We start from the raw sequence: 20,932 nt of genomic DNA, 5'->3' as shown, positions 1-20,932 counted from the left end.
GGGCTGCTGCGACGCGGCATTCTATCATCGATGGGTAATGACGGCTATTTGACAAATGGACATAGGTTCATGCCTGTATCCGACTTGCGACAATTTGACGCGCGCCGGACAAGGCCGCCGTGAACCCACGTGCGCTTTGCCCATCGAAGACCGTACACTCGCGGGTCGCGCGGCGCCGCCTCCGCCGCAGATCGTGTCATTTCTCCTGTTTCCGGATTCATCGATGACGTTTTTTACCGTGCCGTTGCCCGATTCTTCCTGTCCGATCCACCGCCGTGCCGCCGGCCTGCCGTCTCGCGGCGGCCGTTGCGGAGGGGGCGCGCGATGAGGATCGACAGCTTGTGGATCGGGCAGGTGGCGCTCGCCGCGTTGATGGATGCCGCGTTCGCGATGGCGGTCGGCTCGGCGCTGCTCAAGGGCTGGCTTGCGAAGGACGGCGCGCGGCCGGTGATCGCACCGTCGCATCCGGCATGGCTGCGCGCGCAACATTCGCTCGCGACGGCGGCCGCGGCGCTCGTGCTCGCGGATCTCGGCTGGCTCGTCTACGAGGCCGCGACGATGAGCGGCGCGGGGCTCGGGGGCGCATTCGGCGCGATCCCGACCGTGCTGGCGCAGACTCACGTCGGGTTCGCATGGTGCGTCGCGTTCGGCGGCGCGGTGCTGCTCGCGATCGTCGCGCTGCTGCGGCCGGACGGCCCGCTCGCCTATGCGCTGCTGTGGCTCGCGGTGATCGTCGTCGCGGCCGGCAAGGCGTCACTCGGGCACGCGGCCGACACGGGGCCGCTGTCGGCGGCAGTCGGCGTGCAGACGGTGCACGTGCTCGTCACCGCCGTGTGGGGCGGCCTCGTGCTGGCGGGCGGGCTCGCGGTGCTGCCGGCGCTCGGCTCGTCGGTCGCGCGCGGCGCGCTGATCCGCGTCGGGCAACGGCTGTCGCAGCTGTCGATCGTCGCGGTCGTGTTCGTGCTCGCGACCGGCGCGCTCAACGCGGTGCGCGGGCTCGGCGGCGCGCTCGCGCCGCTCGACGGCAGCACCTGGGGCCGCGTGTTGCTGCTGAAGCTGATGCTCGTCGCGCTCGCGCTGGTGCTCGGCGGGCTCAACCGGTTCTCCGCGCTGCCGCGTCTGCGCCGCACCGCGTCGACCGAGGATGCGCACACGTTCCGCAACATCCTGCATCTCGAAGCGCTGACGATGATCGGCGTGTTCGTCGCGGCGGCGGTGCTGTCGTTCAGCGTACCGGGCTTCGTCGCGCTCGGTCAGATGTGAAGCATCGGGAGGCGAGTTCCTGACGCCGGCCGGGTGTTTTTCCATCGGGGGCAATGCCGGCGATGGCGCCTGGCGTGCGATGCCCGACGTCGCGTTGCTGCCGGCTTGCCCGGGCGTCGCACATGAGCGCGTCGCGCGGGCGAATGCCGCGCACGACGCGTCCGGCCATCACCACTCGGCGACGCTGCCGTCCGAGTGACGCCACACCGGGTTGCGCCAGCGGTGGCCGGTCTTCGCCATCTCGCGCACCTTCTCCTCGTTGACGTCGATGCCGAGGCCCGGGCCTTGCGGGATCGCCACGAATCCGTCCTCGTAGCGGAACACCTCGGGGTTGCGCAGGTAGTCGAGCAGGTCGTTGCCCTGGTTGTAGTGGATCCCGAGGCTCTGTTCCTGGATGAACGCGTTGTAGCTGACCGCGTCGAGCTGCAGGCATGCGGCGAGCGCGATCGGCCCGAGCGGGCAGTGCAGCGCGAGCGCGACGTCGTAGCTCTCCGCGAGCGTCGCGATCTTCCGGCATTCGGTGATGCCGCCCGCGTGCGACGCGTCCGGCTGGATGATGTCGACGTAGCCGCCCGCGAGGATGTGCTTGAAGTCCCAGCGCGAGTAGAGCCGCTCGCCGAGCGCGATCGGCGTATTGGTCTGGTTGACGATGTCGCGCAGCGCCTCGGCGTTTTCCGACAGCACGGGCTCCTCGATGAACATCAGCTTGTACGGGTCGAGCTCCTTCGCGAGCACCTTCGCCATCGGCTTGTGCACGCGGCCGTGGAAATCGACGCCGATGCCGACGTGCGGCCCGACCGCGTCGCGCACCGCCGCGACGTTCGCGATCACCTGCTCGACCTTGTCGTAGGTATCGACGATCTGCAGCTCCTCGGAGCCGTTCATCTTGACGGCCTTGAAGCCGCGCTCGACGACCGCGCGCGCGTTGTTCGCGACGTCGCTCGGCCGGTCGCCGCCGATCCACGAATACACCTTGATGCGATCGCGCACCTGGCCGCCGAGCAGCGCATGGACGGGCACGCCGTGATGCTTGCCCTTGATGTCCCACAGTGCCTGGTCGACGCCCGCGATCGCGCTCATCGTGATCGGGCCGCCGCGATAGAAGCCCGCGCGGTACATCACCTGCCAGTGGTCCTCGATCAGCAGCGGATCCTTGCCGACGAGGTAGTCGGCGAGCTCGTGCACGGCGGCCTCGACCGTGTGCGCACGGCCCTCGACGACCGGCTCGCCCCAGCCGACGATGCCCTCGTCGGTCTCGATCTTGAGGAACAGCCAGCGCGGCGGGACGACGAAGGTTTCGAGGCGGGTGATCTTCATGACGCGTGTCTCCAGGGAAAGGCTTTGCGGCTATCCTAGCGGATGCGATCAAAAAATAGTATTAATAGCACTATTGTGCAGATAGTGGGCAGTCGGGCCTCGATGCGGGGCCCGGGCGGCCCGCGTTCCGGGAGAACCACCATTCAACACGACCTGCATGGACAAACGGCGTTCCGGCTCGCGACGGCGATCCTGCGTGGCGACTATCCGCCCGAATCGCTGCTGCCGAGGGAGCCCGATCTGATGGAGATGTTCGGCGTGAGCCGCACGGTGCTGCGCGAGGCGCTGCGCACGCTGACGTCGAAGGGGCTCGTCGAATCGCGGCCGAAGGTCGGCACGCGGGTGCGGCCGCGGCGCGCGTGGAACCTGCTCGACGCGGACCTGCTCGACTGGTACGCACGCGTCGCGCCGCCGCTCGCGTTCGCGCTGAAGCTGCAGGAGATGCGCGAGATGGTCGAGCCGCACGCGGCGGCGCTCGCCGCCCACGCGCATACGCCGCAGACGTTCGACGGGATCGACGCGGCCGCGCGCGCGATGGCCGGCGCGCGCAACGTCGAGGAATGGGTGCGTGCCGACCTGCGGTTCCACCTGAGCGTGCTGGAGGCGGGCGGCAACGAGCTGCTGGTGCCGCTCGGCGCGCTGATCGATCGCACGCTCGAGGCGCAGCTGCATCTGAATGCGCGGCGCGCGGACGTGTTCAACGCGTCGCTGGCCGAGCATCTGGCCGTGTGCGATGCGATCCGCGTGCGCGACGCGGACGGCGCGCGCCGCGCGATGGCGGCGCTGCTTGCCGTCACGCGCGCGCGGATCGAGTCGGGCTGACGGGGCAACCCGGCGCAGCGCATCGAAGGCGCGGCGCGAGCGCGTGGTCTGAGCGGATGTCAGGAAGGGCGCCGGGCAGGACGCCCGCCACGACGATCATGCGGTCGCGCAGCCGCCCGGCTTGACGACGCGCCGGGTCGACGCCGGGTACTTCGCGAGCAGCTTTGCCGGCCGGCGCGGGCGCGTGACGAGTTCGCCGCCGCAGTTCGGGCACTGGCCTTTCAGCACGTCGTCCGCGCAGGCCGCGCAAAACGTGCACTCGAATGTGCAAATTCGCGCGTCGGCGGAGTCGGGCGGCAGGTCCTTGTCGCAGCATTCGCAGCCGGGGCGAAGTTCGAGCATTGCAGTCTCCTTGATTGTGGGTATCGGGGCGGACGTTGCGGGCGCGCCGTCGGCACGCTACTGTAAGCGCAGCATCGTAACCGCTACGCGCACGCCCGTCGATGCGGTGCCGCAGCGAGCGGGCCAGACCAGGAGACGACCATGCTTTACCGAGGAAGCTGTCATTGCGGTGACGTGCAGTTCGAGGTGGACGGCGAACTGACCGGCGTGATGGCGTGCAATTGCTCGATTTGCCAGCGCAAGGGCGCGCTGATGTGGTTCGTGCCGCGCGCGAACCTGTACCTGATGACGCCCGAAGACAATCTCGCGACCTACACGTTCAACAAGCACGTGATCCAGCATCGCTTCTGCAAGCGCTGCGGGATCCATACGTTCGGCGAGGGCACCGATCCGAAGGGCAACAGGATGGCCGCGATCAACGTGCGGTGCCTCGAGGATGTCGATATCGACGCGTTGCCGGTCACGCATTACGACGGGCGTTCGCACTGACCGCCGAACGCCGGCAGGCAGCGCGCGGCGGCGCGAAGGGGTGAAGACACGCAAGCGCCCCGCATGCAACGCGGCACGCTTGCGGGCGTGCCGCCCGGATCACGACGGATGGGACTCGCCGGCGGCCGGCGCGGCCGCCTCGGCATGCGGGCCGATCGCGGCCGGCCGCTCGATCAGCGGCGCGAGCGCTGGTGCCATCGATTTCAGCAGCTGCACGGCCATCGCGCTCGTGAAGTCGTAGCGCGCCGCATACGGCTCGTGTGCGGTGGCCGTCAGGACGCCGAAGAAGCGGTCGCCGAGCACGAACACGAACGTGCCGCTGCGGTTCACCTTGCGCGACTCGATCAGCCGCGCGCCGCGCGCATACACGTTGAAGCGCTGGTCGCCGGTGCCGGTCTTGCCGTACACCTCGAGCGTCTTGCCGTCGGGCAGCGTCATCCCGTCGGCGAGCCGCTTGCCGGTGCCGGTCAGCACGACGTCGCGCAGCAGCCGGTGCGCGACGCTGACGACCTCCGGCGACAGCGTCGGCTGCGGCTGCGCGGGCGCGCGCACGAAGCGCGTCTCGTACGGCGTGCCCTTCGCGAAGTCGAGCCGCGTGATCGTCTCGGTCGGCGCCTTGTCGCCGCCGTTCGCGATCAGGCCGATCAGCTTCGCGAGCGCGTCGGGCTGGTCGCCCGATGCGCCGATCGCGGCTGCATACGACGGCGTGACTTCCGCGAACGGATAGCCGAGCGCACGCCACGACTTGCTGATCGCCGCATACGCGCGCAGTTCGACCATGCGGCGGATCCGCCGGTCCTGCGTGCCGTGATAGCGCGTCTTGTACAGCCACGAGTACGTGTAGAAGCGCGCGTCGTGGCTGGCCCGTTCAACCTCGTCGAGCGGCGCGTCCGGATGCGCGCGCAGGTAGTTGAGCGTCCACAGCGCCAGCGGATGTACGCTCGCGATGTAGCCGCGATCGTTCAGGTTGAAGCGGTCGATTGCGTACTTCGCATAGAGAGCCGCGAGATCGTCGTCGGACAGCGTCGCGGCCGGCGTGCCCTTCAGTTGCACGCGCATCTGCGCGTCGAACCACGCGAGCGATTCGTGCGGCGCGACGCTGCGCAGCACGGTCGCGATCTTCGGCGGCGACTTTCGCACGTCCTTCAGCATCAGCGCGAGCGCGTCATCCGCGGGCTTGCCGGCGTAGCGCGTGTAGAAGCGCTTCACGTAGACCTTGCTTTCGCCGTCGACGAATTGCTGCAGGTAATGGCTGCGCTGCTCGGGATCGTCGAGCCACGACGTCGACGGGCCGGACGTCTCGATCATCTCGTAGTGGACGATGTCGCGCATCAGCCGCACGAACACGAGGTTGACCGAGTGCGCGAACGCCTGGTGCAGCGTCAGGATGCGGTGGTTGTCAGACTTCTCGAAGTTGCTGAACACCTGCGCGCCGCCACCCGTGTAGAACACGTCGGGGCTCGCCGAATACTTGCGCTCGACGGCCGCGTCGAGCATCGCCTGCAGCGAGCGGTCCTGCGTATGCGACAGGTAGTCGAGCGCCCACAGCGACAGCCCGTCCATCGGGTCGGGCTTCACGCGTGCGAGCTCGGCCTTCGACAGCCCGCCGTAGCGCGCATGCAGGTCGGACACGATCTGCAGGTACGTGACGAGCGTGCGCAGCTTCGCGGTCGAACCGAGGTTGATGCGCCCGCCGCGGTTGATGTCGAACGGCTCGTTCACGCTGTCGGTCTGCACGCGCAGCACGTTCGCGCCGTTGCGCCGTTCGTACAGCGTGAAGCTGTAGGTCAGGTGCGACGGGTCGTCCTTCGGCGCGAGCATCTCGAAGCCGTACAGGCCCGCGGCCTGCGCGCCGGCACGCGTCGACGCCTCGGCAAGCCGTTCGGCGACCGCCTGCTGCACGCCGTTGTCGAGCGTGCTCGTCGCCTGCAGGTCGAACTGGTCGAGCTGGTACAGATCGGTGATGCCGAGCGCGGCGAGCAGCGATGCGCGCGCGGACGACACGGCCTTGCGCGAGACGAACGACTGCACGTGCGTGACTTCGGGCGGTTTCGCGCGGTCGATGTGCGCGGCAAGCGACGCATCGCGCAGCGCGGGCGAGATCACGCCGCCGGTCGCGAGCAGCCGCAGGTAGCTGTCGGTCAGCCGCTGCAGCGCAGGGTAGCCGCTGTTCAGGAAATACGACGGCGCGCGCTGCGCGATCGTCAGCGACAGCACCTCGCGGAACGCAACGCCCTGTTCGTCGATGTTCTCGGCCGTCGGCGGCGCGGAGAGGATGCGATTCACGTCGTTGAAGTCGCGGCCGTACCATGCGGCGAGCCCGTCGCCGATGCCGGTGATTTCGCCGATGTGCGGCCGTGCCGCGAGCGGCACCGAGTTCAGGTAGTGGACGACGATCTCGCGGCGCGCGGGCATCGTCTGCGGGCCGTTCAGGTACGCGCGCACGGATGCCGACGCGATCTGCCGCAGCTTCTCGGGCGGCGTCGCCGTGCGGCCGTCGGGAGAGTGGCGGAATTTCTCGATCTGCGTCGCGAGCGTACTGCCGCCGGGCCGCGCCTGGTGGCGGTTGATCACGTGCAGGCCCTGGTCGGCGATCGCACGGCTGAAGCGGCCCCAGTCGATCGCCGGGTTGCGGTTCGGCTGGTTCGCGTCGAGCAGGTAGCGGTCCTCGATGAACAGCAGGGAATCCACGACGACGGGCGGAATCGCGTCGAAGTCGCGGTAGACGCGCTGCGGGAACGTGGTGGCAAAGAGCGGCGCACCCGTCGAATCGAACAGCATCAGGCCCGCCTGGTCTTTCTCTTCGTAAGGCAGGAACAGCCCGCGATCGGCGAGCGACAGCATCCGCTCGGAATCGCGCGCCTGCTTGCTGACGACGAAGCCGCGCGCGAGCAGCCGCTGCTGGAACGCCGGAATCATCGCGTAGCCGAGCCGTGCGTCGTACGGGCCGTCGGCGGGAAAGCGGATGTGGTCGCTCGCGCCGGCGTCGACCGCATAGCCGATATCGCGGGTCAGCTCCGACAAATAGCGGGCCTGCAGCCGCGAGGTCTCGATTTCGACCTGCACGAGCCGCGCGAAGATCGCGAGCGCGATCAGCAACGCGGCGACCAGCGACCATTTGATCCACGTCCAGACCGATGCGGGACCGGTTACACGCTGCAGATTTCGATTCAGCGGCCGATTCATGGCGGCGTCTCCCTGCAGGGGGCGGGCTCCGGCCGCACCCCATTAAGGATTAGTGTAGTCCTCAACCGCGTGCTGCCAAGGCCGCTTCGACACGAAGATGCGCCTACGCAACGCGCGTTTGCCCGTGTCGCGCCCGGTTCGCAAGCGCGTGCGGCAAGCGCGCACCGGCGTGGCGCATGCACCGCACATTCCGTACCCGCGATGCGCGTGTCGGGCCGCTTGCATGTGCGATATGCATGGCGGCGGATGGGGCCGAATCGGTTGGGTCGGCTGCGTTCCCGTCGTTTGTCGAGGTGGTCCGGCAAATCGTGCCGGATCGGATGCAGCGCACCGGCAGGCGGTGGCGGCGATCCGGACGAGCCGGCGCGACGCGCAAGGACGCCGAAGGGCGCAACGCTTCGGTCATCGTGGACGCCCGCGCCGGGTATCGCGAATCGTCATGCGAAAGAAACGCGGCGAACGCCGCACGATCGCGGTGCCGCGTGGCTGGCGCAACGGAGCGGCCGCGAGTAGGATCGGATCGCTAATTGTTGCAGCGCCTTTCACTCTTGCCCGGTGTCCCATGCACATGAACCACATCGCACTCGTTTGCGCCGCGATTCTCGGGCTGCTGCTGTTCGGGCTCGGGCTTGCCGTCTCGGTCACGCGTTTTCGTGAAACCACCGGGTCCGGCTGCGCGACGGATCCGACGAACCTGCTGCACAAGATCGTGCGCGCGCACGGCAACACGGCCGAATACGCGCCGTTCCTCGCGCTGCTGTTTCTCTACCATGGCGCGCACGAGCCGTCGAGCGCGATTGTGTCGCTGATCATCGCCGCGACCGTCTGCCGGTGCCTGCTCGTGATCGGCCTGCTCGCGTGGCCGACGATGGCCAATCCGAACCCCGCGCGCTTCGTCGGCGCGCTCGGCACGTACCTGTGCGGCGCCGCGCTGTGCGTTGCGCTCGTCACGTGAGCGGCGTGTGTCACGCGGCGTGCATCGTGCCGGTGCGCGGCTGCGCAGCGACCGTCGCGCGGCGCTCGCACGCATCGCGTTGAAGCGCGACCGGCGTCAGCGCCACGACAGCTTTGCGTGCCCGGGCCGGCGTGGCGGTGATATCCTCGCGGGACGCTCGCGACCGACGAGCCGACACCGAACGCCCGACGGCGGCCTTTGCAGCCGCGGACGGGCGCCTCCGAGGGAAGAACCGACATCATGAGCCGCAAATTCATTCTGAAAGGCGACACCACCGATCATGGCGGCATCGTGCTCGAAGGCATCGCCAATTCGTCGTTCGACGGACGGGAGCTCGCCTATCTCGGCGCGCCCGTATTCTGCGCCGCATGCAAGACGCAGGGCGTGATCGTTTCCGATGGCGGCGAGCGCACGATGACCGTGATGGGCAAGGTCGTCGCACTCGAGCACGACCTGTGTCAATGCCAGTGCACGCCGCTACCGAAGCTCATCCCGTCGCAGGGCACGGGGACCATCTCGGGGTGAATGTGTGCCGGCGCGCGTCGCCGGCACGTGCGCGGTGCGCCGCGCATCCGGCGCGGGCTGCGCCGAACGGCGATGCGCTCGCGCGCGTGCGTCAGGCCGGAATGCTGGGCTCGCTGCCCCATACGACGGACGCGACGCGATGCGGCTTCGCGACGCCCGCGCGGTTGGCGACCGAGAACGGCGAGCCGACCGACACGCTGTCGGTCGAGCGATAGACGAGGCGATCGCCGTCGATGGTGCCGACGTACCGGCCATCGCGGCCGAAGACCTTGCGTCCGCTGATGCGCCCCACGACCTGGCCGGACGTGCTGAATACGATCTGGCCGCCAACCTGGAGCGGCTTGCCTGCCTTCGTGTGAGATTCATGGGTGTGTCCCGTGTGATCGGATGCGCGACAGTCTAGCAAGACCGCGGGAACGCGATACTGTCCGAATTCGCCAAGTTGTTCCGTGTTTGGCGGACACCTGGCGCCCGGCTGCGCCAGCTGCTTCGGCGCAAGGTGGCGGCACGGCCGTGCGCAAGAAGCGGTGGTGGCCTCCGCCGCCCCGGCATTGCCGCGCGCTAGACGCTGCCTTCGGTTTCGACGACGAGAATGCGCGCTTCGCCGATCGGGTGCGCGACGTGCTCGGTGCCTGCCGGCGCATGGAACACGTCGCCGGCAGCGAGCAGCACCGATCGCTCGACGCCCGCTTCGCGGTAGTGCATGTCGACACAGCCGTCGAGCACGGCGAACACTTCGTCGCCGTCGTTCACGTGCCATCGGTAGGGCTGGTCGGTCCAGTGCAGGCGGACCGTGATGCCGTGCAGGTTGGCGATGTCCAGCGCGCCCCACGCGCGATCCGCGGTGAACGCGGTGCTGCGGATGATCTTCATGGTCGGGTTTCGATGAAAGGGATTTGACTGCGGCAGCGGTTGTGCACGGCGCGTTCGCCGACGCGGGCCGCAACCGGAATATGGCCCGCGTCGTTCCGCGCAGGCATCGGGACGTTTTGCGGACCGTTTCGCGGCAGCAAGCATTCGCTGCCGCACTTCACGAACCGGACGTGCCGCCTACCAATTCGCGGCAGCGACCACCTGCTCGATCGCGTGCCGGCGTCTCGCGAAGCCGGCTGCCGATTGTTCCGTGACCCGCTTCACGATCTGTTCCGGCGCGGTGTCGGGGGAGCCCGAATCGAACGGCGGCGCGGGCGCGTATTCGAGCCCGAGCTGGATCGCCTGGGCTTCGTCGTCTCCGGCCAGCTCGGCGGCGATCGTCAGCGCGAAGTCGATGCCGGCCGTCACGCCGCCGCCGGTGATCAGGTTGCCGTCGCGCACCACGCGCGCGTGAACGGGCACGGCGCCGAGCGGCTCGAGCAGCGCATGGAACGCCCAGTGGGTCGTTGCGCGTCGGCCGCGCAGCAGGCCCGCCGCGCCGAGCAGCAGCGCGCCGGTGCAGACCGACGTCACGTAGCGGGCGGCGGCCGAGCGCTCCCGCACGAACGCGATCGTGTCCGGATCGAGCAGCAGGTCCGTGATCCCGCTGCCGCCCGGAATGCAGATGACGTCGAGCGGCGGGCAATCGGCGTACGTGCTGGTCGGCGTCAGCAGGAGCCCGCTGCTCGACGCGACCGGCTCGCGCGTCTTCCAGACCAGGTGCACGGCCGCGTCCGGCAGCGACGCGAGCACGTCGTGGGGGCCCGTCAGGTCGAGTTGCTGGACGCCCGGAAACACGAGAAAGCCGATATGCAAAGTCATGTGAAATCCCCGAAACGATGGTGACGCGCCGTCGCCGGCGCACGATGGACAGATCGATTCTAGGCAGGTAGTGTTTGGCGAAATTGCCATATCACCCACGTTTTCAGCCAATCGACATGTCCGACGAACCGCGTTCGATCCTGGTGCTGGCGTTTCCCGGCGCGCAACTGCTCGACGTATCCGGGCCGCTGCAGGTGTTCGCGTCCGTCAACGAACTCGCGCGCGAGCGCGGGCGGGCTGCGCCGTATGCGCCGCGTGTCGTCGCTGCCGACGCGGGCCCGGTCGCGACGTCGTCGGGACTCGTCGTGATGGCCGGTTCGCTGCGCTCGGCCGGGCGGCATCCCGATACGGTGATCGTCGCCGGCGGCAAGGGCGTGCATGCAGCGTCGAGGGATCCGCGGCTGATCCGCTGGGTCAGGCTGCAGGCCGAACGGGCGCGGCGTGTCGCGTCGGTCTGCACCGGCGCGTTCCTGCTGGCCGAAGCCGGCCTGCTCGACGGCCGCCGCGCGGTCACGCACTGGACGCGCTGCGACGAACTCGCGTCGCGCTATCCGAATGTCCGCGTGGAGGCCGATCCGATCTTCATCCGCGAGGGGGCGCTGTGGACGTCGGCCGGCGTGACGGCGGGCATCGACCTCGCACTTGCGCTCGTCGAGGAGGATCTCGGGCGTGCGGTCGCGCTCGACGCCGCGCGCGAACTCGTCGTGTTCCTGAAGCGTCCGGGCGGCCAGGCGCAATTCAGCGCGGCGCTGTCGATGCAGTGCACGGACGACCGCTTCGGCGAACTGCATGCGTGGATCGCCGAGCATCCGGACGCGGATCTGTCGGTGCTGGCGCTCGCCGAGCGCGTGCGGATGAGCGAGCGCAGCTTCGTGCGCCACTATCGCGCCGAAACAGGGCGCACGCCCGCGCGCGCCGTCGAGCAGATCCGCATCGAATCCGCGCAGCGCCTGCTCGGCGAGACGTCGTGGCCGCTCAAGCGGATCGCCGCCCGTTGCGGGTTCGGTTCCGAGGAGACGCTGCGGCGCAGTTTCGTGCGGGTGCTGGGCGTAACGCCGCAGGCGTACCGGGAGCGGTTTGCGGGCTGAGGGGCGCGCCGTGTGACGTGGGCGATCTGCTACGGTGCGGTGCTGCGGCGAGCCCGGTTGCCTGCGACGCGAGCATCGAATCCGGTCGTGCAGCACTGCGCCTGCATCAAATCGGTGCGCGTCGTGGCGCCGCGCAAGCCGGTCGCAAAGCGGATGCTCGCCGGCTGGACGAATCGGCGTCGTTTTCGACTGCGAAGTGTTCGACTGTTCAGTAGGATCGAACAATGGGGCAGGGCTTGTGCGGCCCCTTCCGCGCGCTCTATGCTGTCCTGTTGGCGATTCGAAGGGGGATAGCATGGACCGTATCCAGGCAATGGAAGTTTTCACCCGCGTGGTGGACGCGAACAGCTTCACGCGCGCCGCGGACACGCTCGGGATGCCGCGCGCATCGGTGACGACCGTCATCCAGAATCTCGAGGCGCTGCTCGGCGTGCGGCTGATGCACCGGACGACGCGGCGCTTGTCGCTGACGCCGGAAGGCGCCGCGTACTACGAGCATTGCGTGAAGATCATGGCGGAGATCGCGGAAACCGACGCGAGCTTCCAGACCGGCAACCGCAAGCCGAGCGGCGTGCTGCGCGTCCACATGCCGAATGCGCTCGGGCGGCGGCTCGTGATCCCGGCGTTGCCGGTGTTTCGCCAGCGCTATCCGGACATCACGCTCGATCTCGGGCTCTCCGACCGGCCGGTCGATCCGGTCGAGGAGGGCATCGACTGCATGATCCGGGTCGGGCCGCTCGAGGATTCGTCGATGGTCGCGCGGCGGATCGGGATGCTCAAGCGCGTGACCTGCGCTTCCCCCGATTACCTGAAGCGTCACGGCGATCCGCACGAGATCGCGGAACTCGCCGGACACTACGCGGTGAATTTCCGCTCGAGCCATGGTGCGCGGCCGATACCGTGGGTGTTCGTGATCGACGGCAAGCCGGTCGAGGTCAGAATGAAGTCGACCGTCACGGTCAATGATTCGGATGCCTACGTGACTTGCGGCCTTGAAGGGTTCGGGATGATCCAGCCGACGCTGTTCATGGTGCTGCCGCATCTGCTCGACGGTTCGCTGCTGGAGGTGCTGCCGGGCCTCAACCCGAAGCCGAAGCCGATTTCGATCGTCTATCCGCACAACCGGCATTTGTCTGCGAAGGTGCGCGTGTTCGCCGATTGGATCGCGGAACTGTTCGAGTCGACGCCGGCGATGGAGGGTGGGGAGGACTGGCGCAGCGGGCTGCGGGCGCGCGATGCGAGCCGGAGATCGGTGGCGGCGTAGTGCGGACAGGATCCGTGGCGCGTTTCGGCGGAAGGACAGGCGGGACCCATGCTCAATGGCTACTCGGCACAATTCGACGCGGTATCTCTTCGGCGATCTCTGTTGGACGATGATTCGTTCGTGCCGGAGAATACGGCACGTCACGAATGAGGAAGCGATGAAGCCTTTGGTATTTTTTGGTGCGGTAGCGTCGCTGGTGTTCGCGGCCGATGCGTTTGCGGTGGATTGCGACAATCCACCGGGAGGGACGGACTTCGCAAGCGCGAAGGCGAACTATCAGTGCGCCGAAACAGAGCGGCATGCCGCGGATGTCAGGTTGAACCAGGTCTACAAGAAACTCCTGAACGCGGTCAAGGACGACTCCGACAGCGGAACGATTCCGAAGACGCAGATTGTCTCCGCTCAGCGAACCTGGATCGCGTTTCGAGACGCAGAGTGCGATTTTAGAAACAGCCTGAGCGGCGGTGCGCGGCAATGGCTGATGGTCAATCACTCGCAATGCCTTGCTGAATTGACGGAGCAGCGGACAAAGGTTCTCGAGGAATATCTCAAACAGGCGCTGGATCGGTAAGCGCAGATGCGCTGGGACCGGTCTGTCTCTTTCATGAAGCCGGGGCCGGGCGTCTGAAATCCCCGAATCAGGACAATCGATACGCTACTCAGCGTCTGGCGAGGGCGTGCGGTAGTCGTCGTCTTTCGAGCATTTATACGAATGTGAACGTCAGGCCGCCGAATGTGTGCTTATCCGATCGTGACGGCCAACGCGAAAGGCAATCGTAATAATTGGCGTCTTCCGGAAAATGCCGAACGAGATAGCTCGCGCCGATATTAGTGCTTTCGTTCGAATAAATTGAAAAACTGTTAATTGCTCGCGGCCAGCATTGTTATTTTTGTGTGACAGTTTGATAAAATCGCACGAATCTCCGGCTGTGCATGTCCCATATCCTCGGCTGGACATAACGAATCAAACTGAGAGACCGCCGTGAATATCCGAGAATCGTTCCGCAACTTCGTGTCCGGGATCGACACGAGTCGACGGCCCGTCGTGCTGAATTGGGGCAAGGCCCAACAGACGCTGGAATCGAAAATCGCGTTGCAGCACGCGAGCATCCGCGAAAGCATGATGACCGGCGTCACCGGGCATCTGACCTGCATCTCGCAGCAGGGGCAGCTTTCTCCGAAGCTCTTCATCGGCGCGCCGGTTTCGGTCGGGATGGTCACGGATCGCGGCCAGTTGCACACGATCAACGCGATCGTCAGCGCCGTTCGGATCGGACAAACGGACGGGGAGCTCACCGTCTACCAGTTTACGGTGACCGACGCCGTGAACCTGCTGCACAAGCGCACCAATTCCCGCATCTTCCGCAACGTCAACGTGATCGACGTGCTCGGCGTCATCCTCAACGAATGGCGACAGCGCAGTGCCGCGCTTGCGCAGGCGTTCGAGTTCGATCTGTCCGAGCTCGACAGGTCGCGCTATCCGAGCCGATCTTACGTGCGCCAGGTCAACGAACCGGATGCGCGCTTCATCTCCCGGCTCGTGCGTCGCGACGGCATCACGATGTTCGTCCGTTCAGGGTCCGCGAACGGCGAGGCGAAGGAAGGTGATCCGCCAGTGCACACGTTAGTGTTCTGTGACGACCCGAAGAAGCTGAACGAGGGCGTGGCGGGCACGGTGCGCGTCCATCCGCGGGATGCGGGAACGGAACAGCGCGACACCATTACCGCACTGACGATGCGCCAGCAACTGATTTCGGGCGAATCAGGCCGGCCGTCTTGGGATTACCGGTACGCCCGGGTAGACCACGCGAATTGTTCGACAAGGATCGACCAGGGCAATGCCGGAAACGACCTGGCGAAATTGCTGACGGATACCGTGATCGATGTCCCGCACATGGCGGATTCGTGGGCAGATCACGACCGGATGACGGAAGACCGCATTCTGGCTCACGAAGCACAGGCGGTTCGTTACGACGGAGTGAGCGGCATTCGGGATCTGGCGGTCGGCTCGTGGATCACGATCACGGGCGACGGCGAGTGGGACATGCTCCCGGCCGATCAACGGCAATTCGTGGTCACGTCGCTGCATCACAACGTCTGGAACAACTTGCCGAAAGGGCTGGACGAGCGCGCGCAGGCGCTCTTCGCGGCCAGTCACACGCTTCACCAGCCGCCGGCGCTGATCGCCGGCGATCAGTCCGGTCAGGATACGCGCTACGAAAACGAGTTTTCATGCGTGCCGCGCGGCACGCCGCTCACGCCGCTGTACGATCCGAAGATCGATTTCCCGCCGACGCCGTTGATCACGGGGCGCGTGGTAGGGGACGAGGGAGAGGAGGTCAGCTGTGACGAGAACGGCTGCGTCTTTGTGCAGATTCTGGGACAGGACCCGGCGGATCACGCGCATGCGCAGGGTGTCGGAACCAACGAAACCCGGAGCGATAGTGCGCCGATCCGGGTGGCGTCGAGTCTGGCGGGGCCGAATTTCGGCGAGACGTTCTTGCCGCGGGTGGGCACCGAAGTTCTGCTGGGCAGTCTCGGTGGGGATCCGGATCGCCTGGTCATAATCGGGGTCCTCGCGAACGGCGCGAACATGCCGGCGACCTTCACCCATACGGGAAGTCTGCCGGGCAACCGCTATCTTTCCGGGATCAAAACGAAGGAAATCAAGGGGCAGCGCTACAACCAGCTTCGCCTTGACGACACGCCGCAGCAAATCAGCGCGCAGCTCGCGTCGGAGCATGCGCATACCCAATTGAATCTCGGCTACCTGACGCAGCCGCGCGACAACGGGCAGGGCTCCAATCGCGGGGAAGGGGCCGAGTTGCGCACGGATGCGGCAGCGGCGTTGCGCGCGGCCCAGGGCATCCTGCTGACGACTTATGCACGCACGCAGGCGAGCGGCGGCCAGCTCGATCGGGACGAACTCGTCCAGTTGCTTGGTGAATGCACCGAGCTATTCAAGGCATTGGGCGATTACGCGGGGCAGCACGGCGGACAGGCGACGGACGCGACGGGCCAGCAAGCTGTCGCCACTGCCTTCAAGGGGTGGACACCGGGTGGCGGCACGCCGGATGCCGGCGCAAGCGACTCCCAGGCCCTGATGGCATTTGGCGCGAAGGCCGGATCGGTCAACATCACGCCGAAGACCCACGTGACATACGCCGGCGAGAATGTCGATCAGATCGCGCAGCAACACCTGCAACTCGTGAGCGGGCAGCGCATGATCGCGACGGCCGGACAGGGCGTACACGTGTTCGGTCGCGGGGAAGGCGTTCATGCGATTGCCGGCGATGGTCCGGTGGTATTGCAAGCGCAGCAGGACACGCTGTCGGCGACAGCCCAGAAGGGGATACAGATCATGTCGATTGGCGACGAGGTTCTGATCTCCGGCAAGTCGATCCGACTCGTTGCCGAAGACGGAAGCTACGTGAAGGTCGGCGGCGGCATCGAGGTTGGCTCCGACGGGGCATTTACTGCCCATACGGCCGGACATGACTTCGTCGGCCCGAACACCGATCACGTTGCCCCTCCAGCTTTCAATCGCGCTGGCGCCGATCAGAAGTTCCGCTTGAGGTACCCGGGCACCGACGGCGACGACGGCTCGCATCCGGTCCCGAATCGCCCGTACAAGATCACGCTGTGCAACGGCCAGGTCATCAACGGCATCTCCGATGCACACGGTCTGACGGAGCTGGCATCCAGCGACGCGATGCACATCGCCCATATTCAGGTTTTTGACGTCTAAGGCAAGGATCATGTCCGGTACCTCAACCTCACCCTCCTGTGTCGTCGGTGAACGCAAGGCGATTCTCAATTCCAATCGGCCGCAGGATGCCTTCGTCAATACCGACGTCCAGAATCGCTTTCCCTGTACGACGATCCTGATCCATGGCGTCAACGACCTGGGTACCGATTTCGGTTCCGTCGAAGGCGGCCTCTGTGAAGGATTGAACGATCGCCTCGGTCGCACCGATTTCAAGGGGGCGGAGTATTCGCATGGCCGCATGGCGAACGAACCGCGCAAGGTGAATGTCGGCGAGATGATGAAGGGCATGGACGACGTGATCTATCGTCGACAGGAAAGCGAGGACACCAAGAGCCCGTTGATTCCGTTCTATTGGGGGCTGCGTGTCGGGAAGGAAGATTTGCCCAAGGATCCGAATCAGCAGACCATCAATGGTCAGTACGTCGACAGGTTCGGCAACCGCCTCGACGAGCACCGGGCTCGCAACGGGGGGTTCTTCGCCAATGCGACCAACAATATTCCGGACATGTTCGACTCGCATTTCAAGGGCGGCTTGGGGACGAAACTTCTCGACTGGAAGCAGAACGACCCGACGCACCCGCTGCGCGAGACGGAAAGTCGACACTACATGGTGCTGGCAGCCCGGCGGCTCGCTGCACTCGTCCGGCAGATCCGGTTGATCGATCCGGACGGGACGGTCAACATCATCGCCCACAGCCAGGGTACGCTGATATCGCTGCTTGCCCAGGCTTACCTCGTCGGGGGATTGGATCCCGGCGGCTGTAGCCCGGGCCCGGCCGATCGTCCCGCCGATACGCTGGTTCTGATCGACTCGCCCTACAGCCTGAGCGAGGAGTTCATGGATCGTCTGCTCCAGCGGGGCGACGAGCAGCAGACGACCTACGCGCGCGGCAAGACGCTGGCGAATCTGGCCGGGCATGTGGCAAACGCCAAACACGCAACACCGGCGCTCGATCAATTGAAATACGTTCAGGGGCGGGACAATTTCGGTATCGTTGGCCCTTCGTGGGACCCGACACAAGCGACGCGCCTGAGCGGACCGCAAGGCAACGAATGCGTGGTGTTCGCCGAGCGAGACAACCGCGGCAAAGTCTATATGTATTTCAGCCCGGAGGATGCGACCGTCGGGCTTCGAGGCGTGAACGGCATGGGCTCCTCTGGCTTGCCGGACGCCATCGACGTGTGCGCCTCACCTGCAGGCAGTCGGCCGGAAAATGTCAACCTGTTGTCGAAGACCTTTCTTCAACGAGTCTTCACCCGACGCTTGCGCGAGGGCAAACCCGTCCAGGTCGGTACGCCGCCAGGTCAATTCATCATGCGCGAGGATGGCGAATCCTCGCATGGCCTGCCAGGCGGTTTCACCACATGGGTCAAATCAGCGCCGATATCTGTCGGAACCGAACGCAACATCAATGGCGAGGCGTTGACTCCCCCGTTCGATCCCGAGATGGAGGGCAATGTGCTACCCGGAACGGAGAACAACGCGCTGTCGAAAAAGAACCCGGGCGAGCATGCCCCCGGCAAGCAGTCCATCGACCAGCTCGAAGCGGAAATCGCGTTGAGCACCAATAGTGGCGAAGGCGCATTGCAGCAACTGCCCGCGCAAACCATTGCATGGCCGATGGCCGAGGACGGAAAATTCCCGACGGCTGCAGAAGTGGAGCAGTCGCTGAATGCGGGCATGGAGCCGGACGACCAATGCAAGGTCGGCGCCGTGGTGCCAACCGTTCCGCCCTCGCCCGGACAGATCGTTGTCTATCGCAAGGAATCGCTCAACGAAGCCAAGGTGCGTCTGATGAACAACCACCAGTCCGAAAGTTCGTATCACTCGGCCGTCATGAGCGGCCGCAGAAATCATCGTTGCGCCACGGCTTTCGATGTGTCCCTCGGCCAGGCGCGCGCGATCGACAATCCCGCCTGGGCCAAACTTCTGAGGACAATCGCTGATTGGAGACTTCCAATCAGCGACATCGTCAACGCTGAAAGGAAGCTTGGGGAAAAGCTCGACAAAATAACGTCCGACATAGTGGCCGCAAACTGCGACTACTACGAAAGTGGAGTCTTTCCGTCTGAGGGTGTTGTTCCCAAGACTTTTCCAGTAGGCGTGGTTAGCGAAACCCGGAAAGAACGAAGCGATGAAAAAATGAATGGGACACAGTCAAATACATTGACATATTGATGCGCCATGATAACGACACCCATTACGCGTCCGTCGCCCACACGAATATTCCTCCTCTCGCTTGCGATCCTAATGCTACTGTGGATTGCAGTGTTTGAAATTATCATTAGAAGTGGTTACTTGTTTGGAGGGGATGTCACGATGCTTCGACGCTTGTTTTTATTGATTTTGCCGCCGTTATTGCTCGCCGGCGGAGCCAGTTTTGCCTATGGCGAGTGGTTGCGCAACGATTCGGCACGTCAAGACGGCCCGGCCATCGTGCAGACTTCTGATGCGAGCGCTGCAGCTGCGGTCGGAGCTGCAACACAGGATCCGCGTTTCACCCTGGAAATCCGGCGCTTTGGTGTCACTGTCGATCGCTTCCGTCAACGAGCTCTGTTGATGCGGCTGGATGAGGCCGGTATCAACGGAACCTTGTTGTCGCAAGACCCGAAGGAATACTCGTGGTCGAGTAGTGATCGCAGCTTTGCCGGGCATAAACGCGAAAACAATGTATTTGGTTATACGTTGCGTGGGTGGGTCGATTATTGGCCAATTCCCGTGATAGTGGCGGGTCCTCCGCGAAACTGGCGTGATCCTGATGCTGATCGGATGGCAAATCACATCAGCAGCGCAGATAATGGCGCGGGTATTGGCAATACGCTGTATGTGAGGCTTGATGAAATTCACTCCGATCATGGGGATGATGTAATTTCGAAAGTATTTGCATTCTTCGATAAGGAGCCAAATTTGCCGGCAGTAGTGCTGCTGATCGAGGATGGGATTAATACGCGATCCTATCTGGGGACGCCCGGCGCAGATTATTTGGAGCTGGCGACGAAGGACGGCAATTTTGTGCCGAAGAATCCGGATAGTTACGTCGCGCTTCTTGTGACGCGGAAGGATCGTGTTGACCGGATGATTCGTCCGTACGCCGTCGATGCGCCGGAAGCAATCGACAACACCAAAACGCAGTACGACGTGATCAAGTTGTGGAACTACTTCTGGACCCTGCAAAAGGCATATTGGAAGAAGGGTGAGAAGGAAATGCCATGGGACTACTGGCAGACGAAGCTGCCGGAATTCTGGAATACGGCCGGACTCAAAATGCCCGACGGCTTCAAGCCGAATCCGTGGGTGCCGATTCCATGGACAACATGGCAGTTGAAGGAGTACGACAAGTGGCCGGTCCTGGCAAATCTGCATCGGCCGGTCCGGGTGGATCTCAGCAACGGACACGGCGAGCCACTGAAGAAGGGCGAGCGGATCGAAAAGATTCGGGCCGGCTGGCAACAGGCACTGGGCACGCTCGCGCCAGGGGACCAGCCGGGGCGGATGTTCTACGACACGGGTGCATCGACGAGCAATCTGGCGCTGCTGGTCCAGTCGCTGCACGATAATCCGCAACATCTGGATCTGGATGATCCCAAAGACGCATTCGACATGCAGCGTCGCATCGGGGGCGATACAGGGACGAGCTCGACATGGGTCCAGATTGCGCTGGCGCTGATGATGGACTACGGCGACGGCAAGACGAGTGCGTTGATCAACTTGCGGGATCCCTTGCATGCAACGATCGTCATGTTGACGCCGCCTGACGCGGCATCGCGTCAGGCGCATCCCCAGACATTCAGCTGGGATTTCTAGAGCGTGTCCGGATCAAGACGCTATGGGCCAAAAACGATACATCGTCGAAGGTGATGTCCACAGCCACGGAGGGCGTGTGGTGTCCGGAGCGCCGAACTCGCGGATCAAGGGGCGGGCAATCGCCCGCCTGTACGATCCCGCGATCTGCGAGATTCACGGCCTGACCTGTATCGCGAAGGTGTCGGGCAACGCACGTTTCGATGGGCAGGCCGCCGCGTGCGACGGCGACGAACTGGCATGTGGAGCCCGCCTGATTGCGAGCCAGAATCAAACAGGCGGTTAAAGGAAGCAGGGCACCGGGCGCATCTGTCGTGCCGATGGATCCAGGCGAGATACTCGCGGGTGGCCGGCGTCGAATTGTGCGACCGATTGA

At 65.1% G+C, this 20,932-nt stretch carries 18 protein-coding genes; 12 read left to right on the top strand and 6 right to left on the bottom strand.

The annotated features are described in order from the left end of the window. The first annotated feature begins 324 nt into the window (after positions 1-324). Positions 325-1,263 carry a copper resistance D family protein gene (locus ACV229_RS19490; protein ID WP_448084737.1) on the top strand — a complete coding sequence of 313 codons (939 nt, stop codon included), beginning with the start codon at positions 325-327 and terminating at the stop codon, positions 1,261-1,263. 168 nt (positions 1,264-1,431) lie between these two features. Here ACV229_RS19490 and dgoD read toward each other — a convergent pair whose 3' ends face one another. Further along, positions 1,432-2,580 (bottom strand): galactonate dehydratase, encoded by a 1,149-nt coding sequence (gene dgoD, locus ACV229_RS19485; RefSeq protein ID WP_448084736.1) that lies wholly within the window; start codon positions 2,578-2,580, stop codon positions 1,432-1,434. A gap of 102 nt (positions 2,581-2,682) precedes the next feature. Between dgoD and ACV229_RS19480 the strand changes: the two genes are divergently transcribed. After that, entirely contained in the window at positions 2,683-3,402 is a 720-nt protein-coding gene (locus ACV229_RS19480) for a FadR/GntR family transcriptional regulator (RefSeq protein WP_448084735.1), read from the top strand. A gap of 96 nt (positions 3,403-3,498) precedes the next feature. Here ACV229_RS19480 and ACV229_RS19475 read toward each other — a convergent pair whose 3' ends face one another. Further along, a complete protein-coding gene (locus ACV229_RS19475) occupies positions 3,499-3,744 on the bottom strand; it encodes a DUF1272 domain-containing protein (protein ID WP_448084734.1) in 246 nt (81 codons plus the stop codon). Positions 3,745-3,885: 141 nt separating this feature from the next. Here ACV229_RS19475 and ACV229_RS19470 point away from each other — a divergent pair, with 141 nt between their 5' ends. After that, complete coding sequence (locus ACV229_RS19470) at positions 3,886-4,233, top strand: GFA family protein (protein WP_448084733.1); 348 nt, start codon at positions 3,886-3,888, stop codon at positions 4,231-4,233. Positions 4,234-4,332: 99 nt separating this feature from the next. Here the strand turns inward: ACV229_RS19470 and ACV229_RS19465 are convergent, their stop codons facing one another. Continuing rightward, positions 4,333-7,419 carry a transglycosylase domain-containing protein gene (locus ACV229_RS19465; protein WP_448084732.1) on the bottom strand — a complete coding sequence of 1,029 codons (3,087 nt, stop codon included), beginning with the start codon at positions 7,417-7,419 and terminating at the stop codon, positions 4,333-4,335. 568 nt (positions 7,420-7,987) lie between these two features. Here ACV229_RS19465 and ACV229_RS19460 point away from each other — a divergent pair. Next, complete coding sequence (locus tag ACV229_RS19460) at positions 7,988-8,374, top strand: MAPEG family protein (protein WP_448084731.1); 387 nt, start codon at positions 7,988-7,990, stop codon at positions 8,372-8,374. A gap of 240 nt (positions 8,375-8,614) precedes the next feature. Continuing rightward, positions 8,615-8,899 carry a PAAR domain-containing protein gene (locus ACV229_RS19455; RefSeq protein ID WP_448084730.1) on the top strand — a complete coding sequence of 95 codons (285 nt, stop codon included), beginning with the start codon at positions 8,615-8,617 and terminating at the stop codon, positions 8,897-8,899. Between the two features lie 91 nt (positions 8,900-8,990). Here the strand turns inward: ACV229_RS19455 and ACV229_RS19450 are convergent, their stop codons facing one another. From ACV229_RS19450 to ACV229_RS19440, 3 genes are all read right to left on the bottom strand, one after another. Next, a complete protein-coding gene (locus tag ACV229_RS19450; RefSeq protein WP_448084729.1) occupies positions 8,991-9,305 on the bottom strand; it encodes a hypothetical protein in 315 nt (104 codons plus the stop codon). A gap of 155 nt (positions 9,306-9,460) precedes the next feature. Then, entirely contained in the window at positions 9,461-9,772 is a 312-nt protein-coding gene (locus tag ACV229_RS19445; protein ID WP_448084728.1) for a cupin domain-containing protein, read from the bottom strand. Positions 9,773-9,949: 177 nt separating this feature from the next. Beyond that, positions 9,950-10,633, bottom strand: a complete 684-nt coding sequence (locus ACV229_RS19440; protein WP_448084727.1) for a DJ-1/PfpI family protein — start codon at positions 10,631-10,633, stop codon at positions 9,950-9,952. A gap of 116 nt (positions 10,634-10,749) precedes the next feature. Here ACV229_RS19440 and ACV229_RS19435 point away from each other — a divergent pair, with 116 nt between their 5' ends. The 7 genes from ACV229_RS19435 to ACV229_RS19405 all read left to right on the top strand — a co-directional run bounded on the left by ACV229_RS19435 (position 10,750) and on the right by ACV229_RS19405 (position 20,842). Then, positions 10,750-11,721 (top strand): GlxA family transcriptional regulator, encoded by a 972-nt coding sequence (locus tag ACV229_RS19435; RefSeq protein ID WP_448084726.1) that lies wholly within the window; start codon positions 10,750-10,752, stop codon positions 11,719-11,721. Positions 11,722-12,016: 295 nt separating this feature from the next. Continuing rightward, positions 12,017-12,985, top strand: a complete 969-nt coding sequence (locus ACV229_RS19430) for a LysR family transcriptional regulator (RefSeq protein WP_448084725.1) — start codon at positions 12,017-12,019, stop codon at positions 12,983-12,985. Between the two features lie 157 nt (positions 12,986-13,142). Continuing rightward, the gene (locus ACV229_RS19425) at positions 13,143-13,556 is read left to right on the top strand and encodes a lysozyme inhibitor LprI family protein (RefSeq protein ID WP_448084724.1); all 414 of its coding nucleotides are present in this window, start codon (positions 13,143-13,145) and stop codon (positions 13,554-13,556) included. A gap of 411 nt (positions 13,557-13,967) precedes the next feature. Then, entirely contained in the window at positions 13,968-16,733 is a 2,766-nt protein-coding gene (locus tag ACV229_RS19420; protein WP_448084723.1) for a type VI secretion system Vgr family protein, read from the top strand. A gap of 10 nt (positions 16,734-16,743) precedes the next feature. Then, on the top strand, positions 16,744-18,933 hold the full coding sequence (locus ACV229_RS19415) for a T6SS effector phospholipase Tle3 domain-containing protein (RefSeq protein WP_448084722.1): 2,190 nt from the start codon (positions 16,744-16,746) through the stop codon (positions 18,931-18,933). A gap of 141 nt (positions 18,934-19,074) precedes the next feature. Then, positions 19,075-20,559 (top strand): type VI lipase adapter Tla3 domain-containing protein, encoded by a 1,485-nt coding sequence (locus ACV229_RS19410; protein WP_448084721.1) that lies wholly within the window; start codon positions 19,075-19,077, stop codon positions 20,557-20,559. Positions 20,560-20,581: 22 nt separating this feature from the next. Continuing rightward, a complete protein-coding gene (locus tag ACV229_RS19405; protein WP_448084720.1) occupies positions 20,582-20,842 on the top strand; it encodes a PAAR domain-containing protein in 261 nt (86 codons plus the stop codon). Positions 20,843-20,932: the final 90 nt, after the last annotated feature.

This window comes from Burkholderia sp. MR1-5-21 (assembly GCF_053427715.1).
The sequence above is the reverse complement of the archived record's forward strand: the minus strand, read 5'-3'. Positions and strand labels throughout refer to the sequence as shown.

What these genes read in the sequence shown, in the direction of transcription:
- ACV229_RS19490 (WP_448084737.1), top strand. Translation starts at nt 325, where the DNA reads ATGAGGATCGACAGCTTGTGGATCGGGCAGGTGGCGCTCGCCGCGTTG.
- dgoD (WP_448084736.1), bottom strand. Translation starts at nt 2,580, where the DNA reads ATGAAGATCACCCGCCTCGAAACCTTCGTCGTCCCGCCGCGCTGGCTG.
- ACV229_RS19480 (WP_448084735.1), top strand. Translation starts at nt 2,683, where the DNA reads ATGCGGGGCCCGGGCGGCCCGCGTTCCGGGAGAACCACCATTCAACAC.
- ACV229_RS19475 (WP_448084734.1), bottom strand. Translation starts at nt 3,744, where the DNA reads ATGCTCGAACTTCGCCCCGGCTGCGAATGCTGCGACAAGGACCTGCCG.
- ACV229_RS19470 (WP_448084733.1), top strand. Translation starts at nt 3,886, where the DNA reads ATGCTTTACCGAGGAAGCTGTCATTGCGGTGACGTGCAGTTCGAGGTG.
- ACV229_RS19465 (WP_448084732.1), bottom strand. Translation starts at nt 7,419, where the DNA reads ATGAATCGGCCGCTGAATCGAAATCTGCAGCGTGTAACCGGTCCCGCA.
- ACV229_RS19460 (WP_448084731.1), top strand. Translation starts at nt 7,988, where the DNA reads ATGAACCACATCGCACTCGTTTGCGCCGCGATTCTCGGGCTGCTGCTG.
- ACV229_RS19455 (WP_448084730.1), top strand. Translation starts at nt 8,615, where the DNA reads ATGAGCCGCAAATTCATTCTGAAAGGCGACACCACCGATCATGGCGGC.
- ACV229_RS19445 (WP_448084728.1), bottom strand. Translation starts at nt 9,772, where the DNA reads ATGAAGATCATCCGCAGCACCGCGTTCACCGCGGATCGCGCGTGGGGC.
- ACV229_RS19440 (WP_448084727.1), bottom strand. Translation starts at nt 10,633, where the DNA reads ATGACTTTGCATATCGGCTTTCTCGTGTTTCCGGGCGTCCAGCAACTC.
- ACV229_RS19435 (WP_448084726.1), top strand. Translation starts at nt 10,750, where the DNA reads ATGTCCGACGAACCGCGTTCGATCCTGGTGCTGGCGTTTCCCGGCGCG.
- ACV229_RS19430 (WP_448084725.1), top strand. Translation starts at nt 12,017, where the DNA reads ATGGACCGTATCCAGGCAATGGAAGTTTTCACCCGCGTGGTGGACGCG.
- ACV229_RS19425 (WP_448084724.1), top strand. Translation starts at nt 13,143, where the DNA reads ATGAAGCCTTTGGTATTTTTTGGTGCGGTAGCGTCGCTGGTGTTCGCG.
- ACV229_RS19415 (WP_448084722.1), top strand. Translation starts at nt 16,744, where the DNA reads ATGTCCGGTACCTCAACCTCACCCTCCTGTGTCGTCGGTGAACGCAAG.
- ACV229_RS19410 (WP_448084721.1), top strand. Translation starts at nt 19,075, where the DNA reads ATGCTTCGACGCTTGTTTTTATTGATTTTGCCGCCGTTATTGCTCGCC.
- ACV229_RS19405 (WP_448084720.1), top strand. Translation starts at nt 20,582, where the DNA reads ATGGGCCAAAAACGATACATCGTCGAAGGTGATGTCCACAGCCACGGA.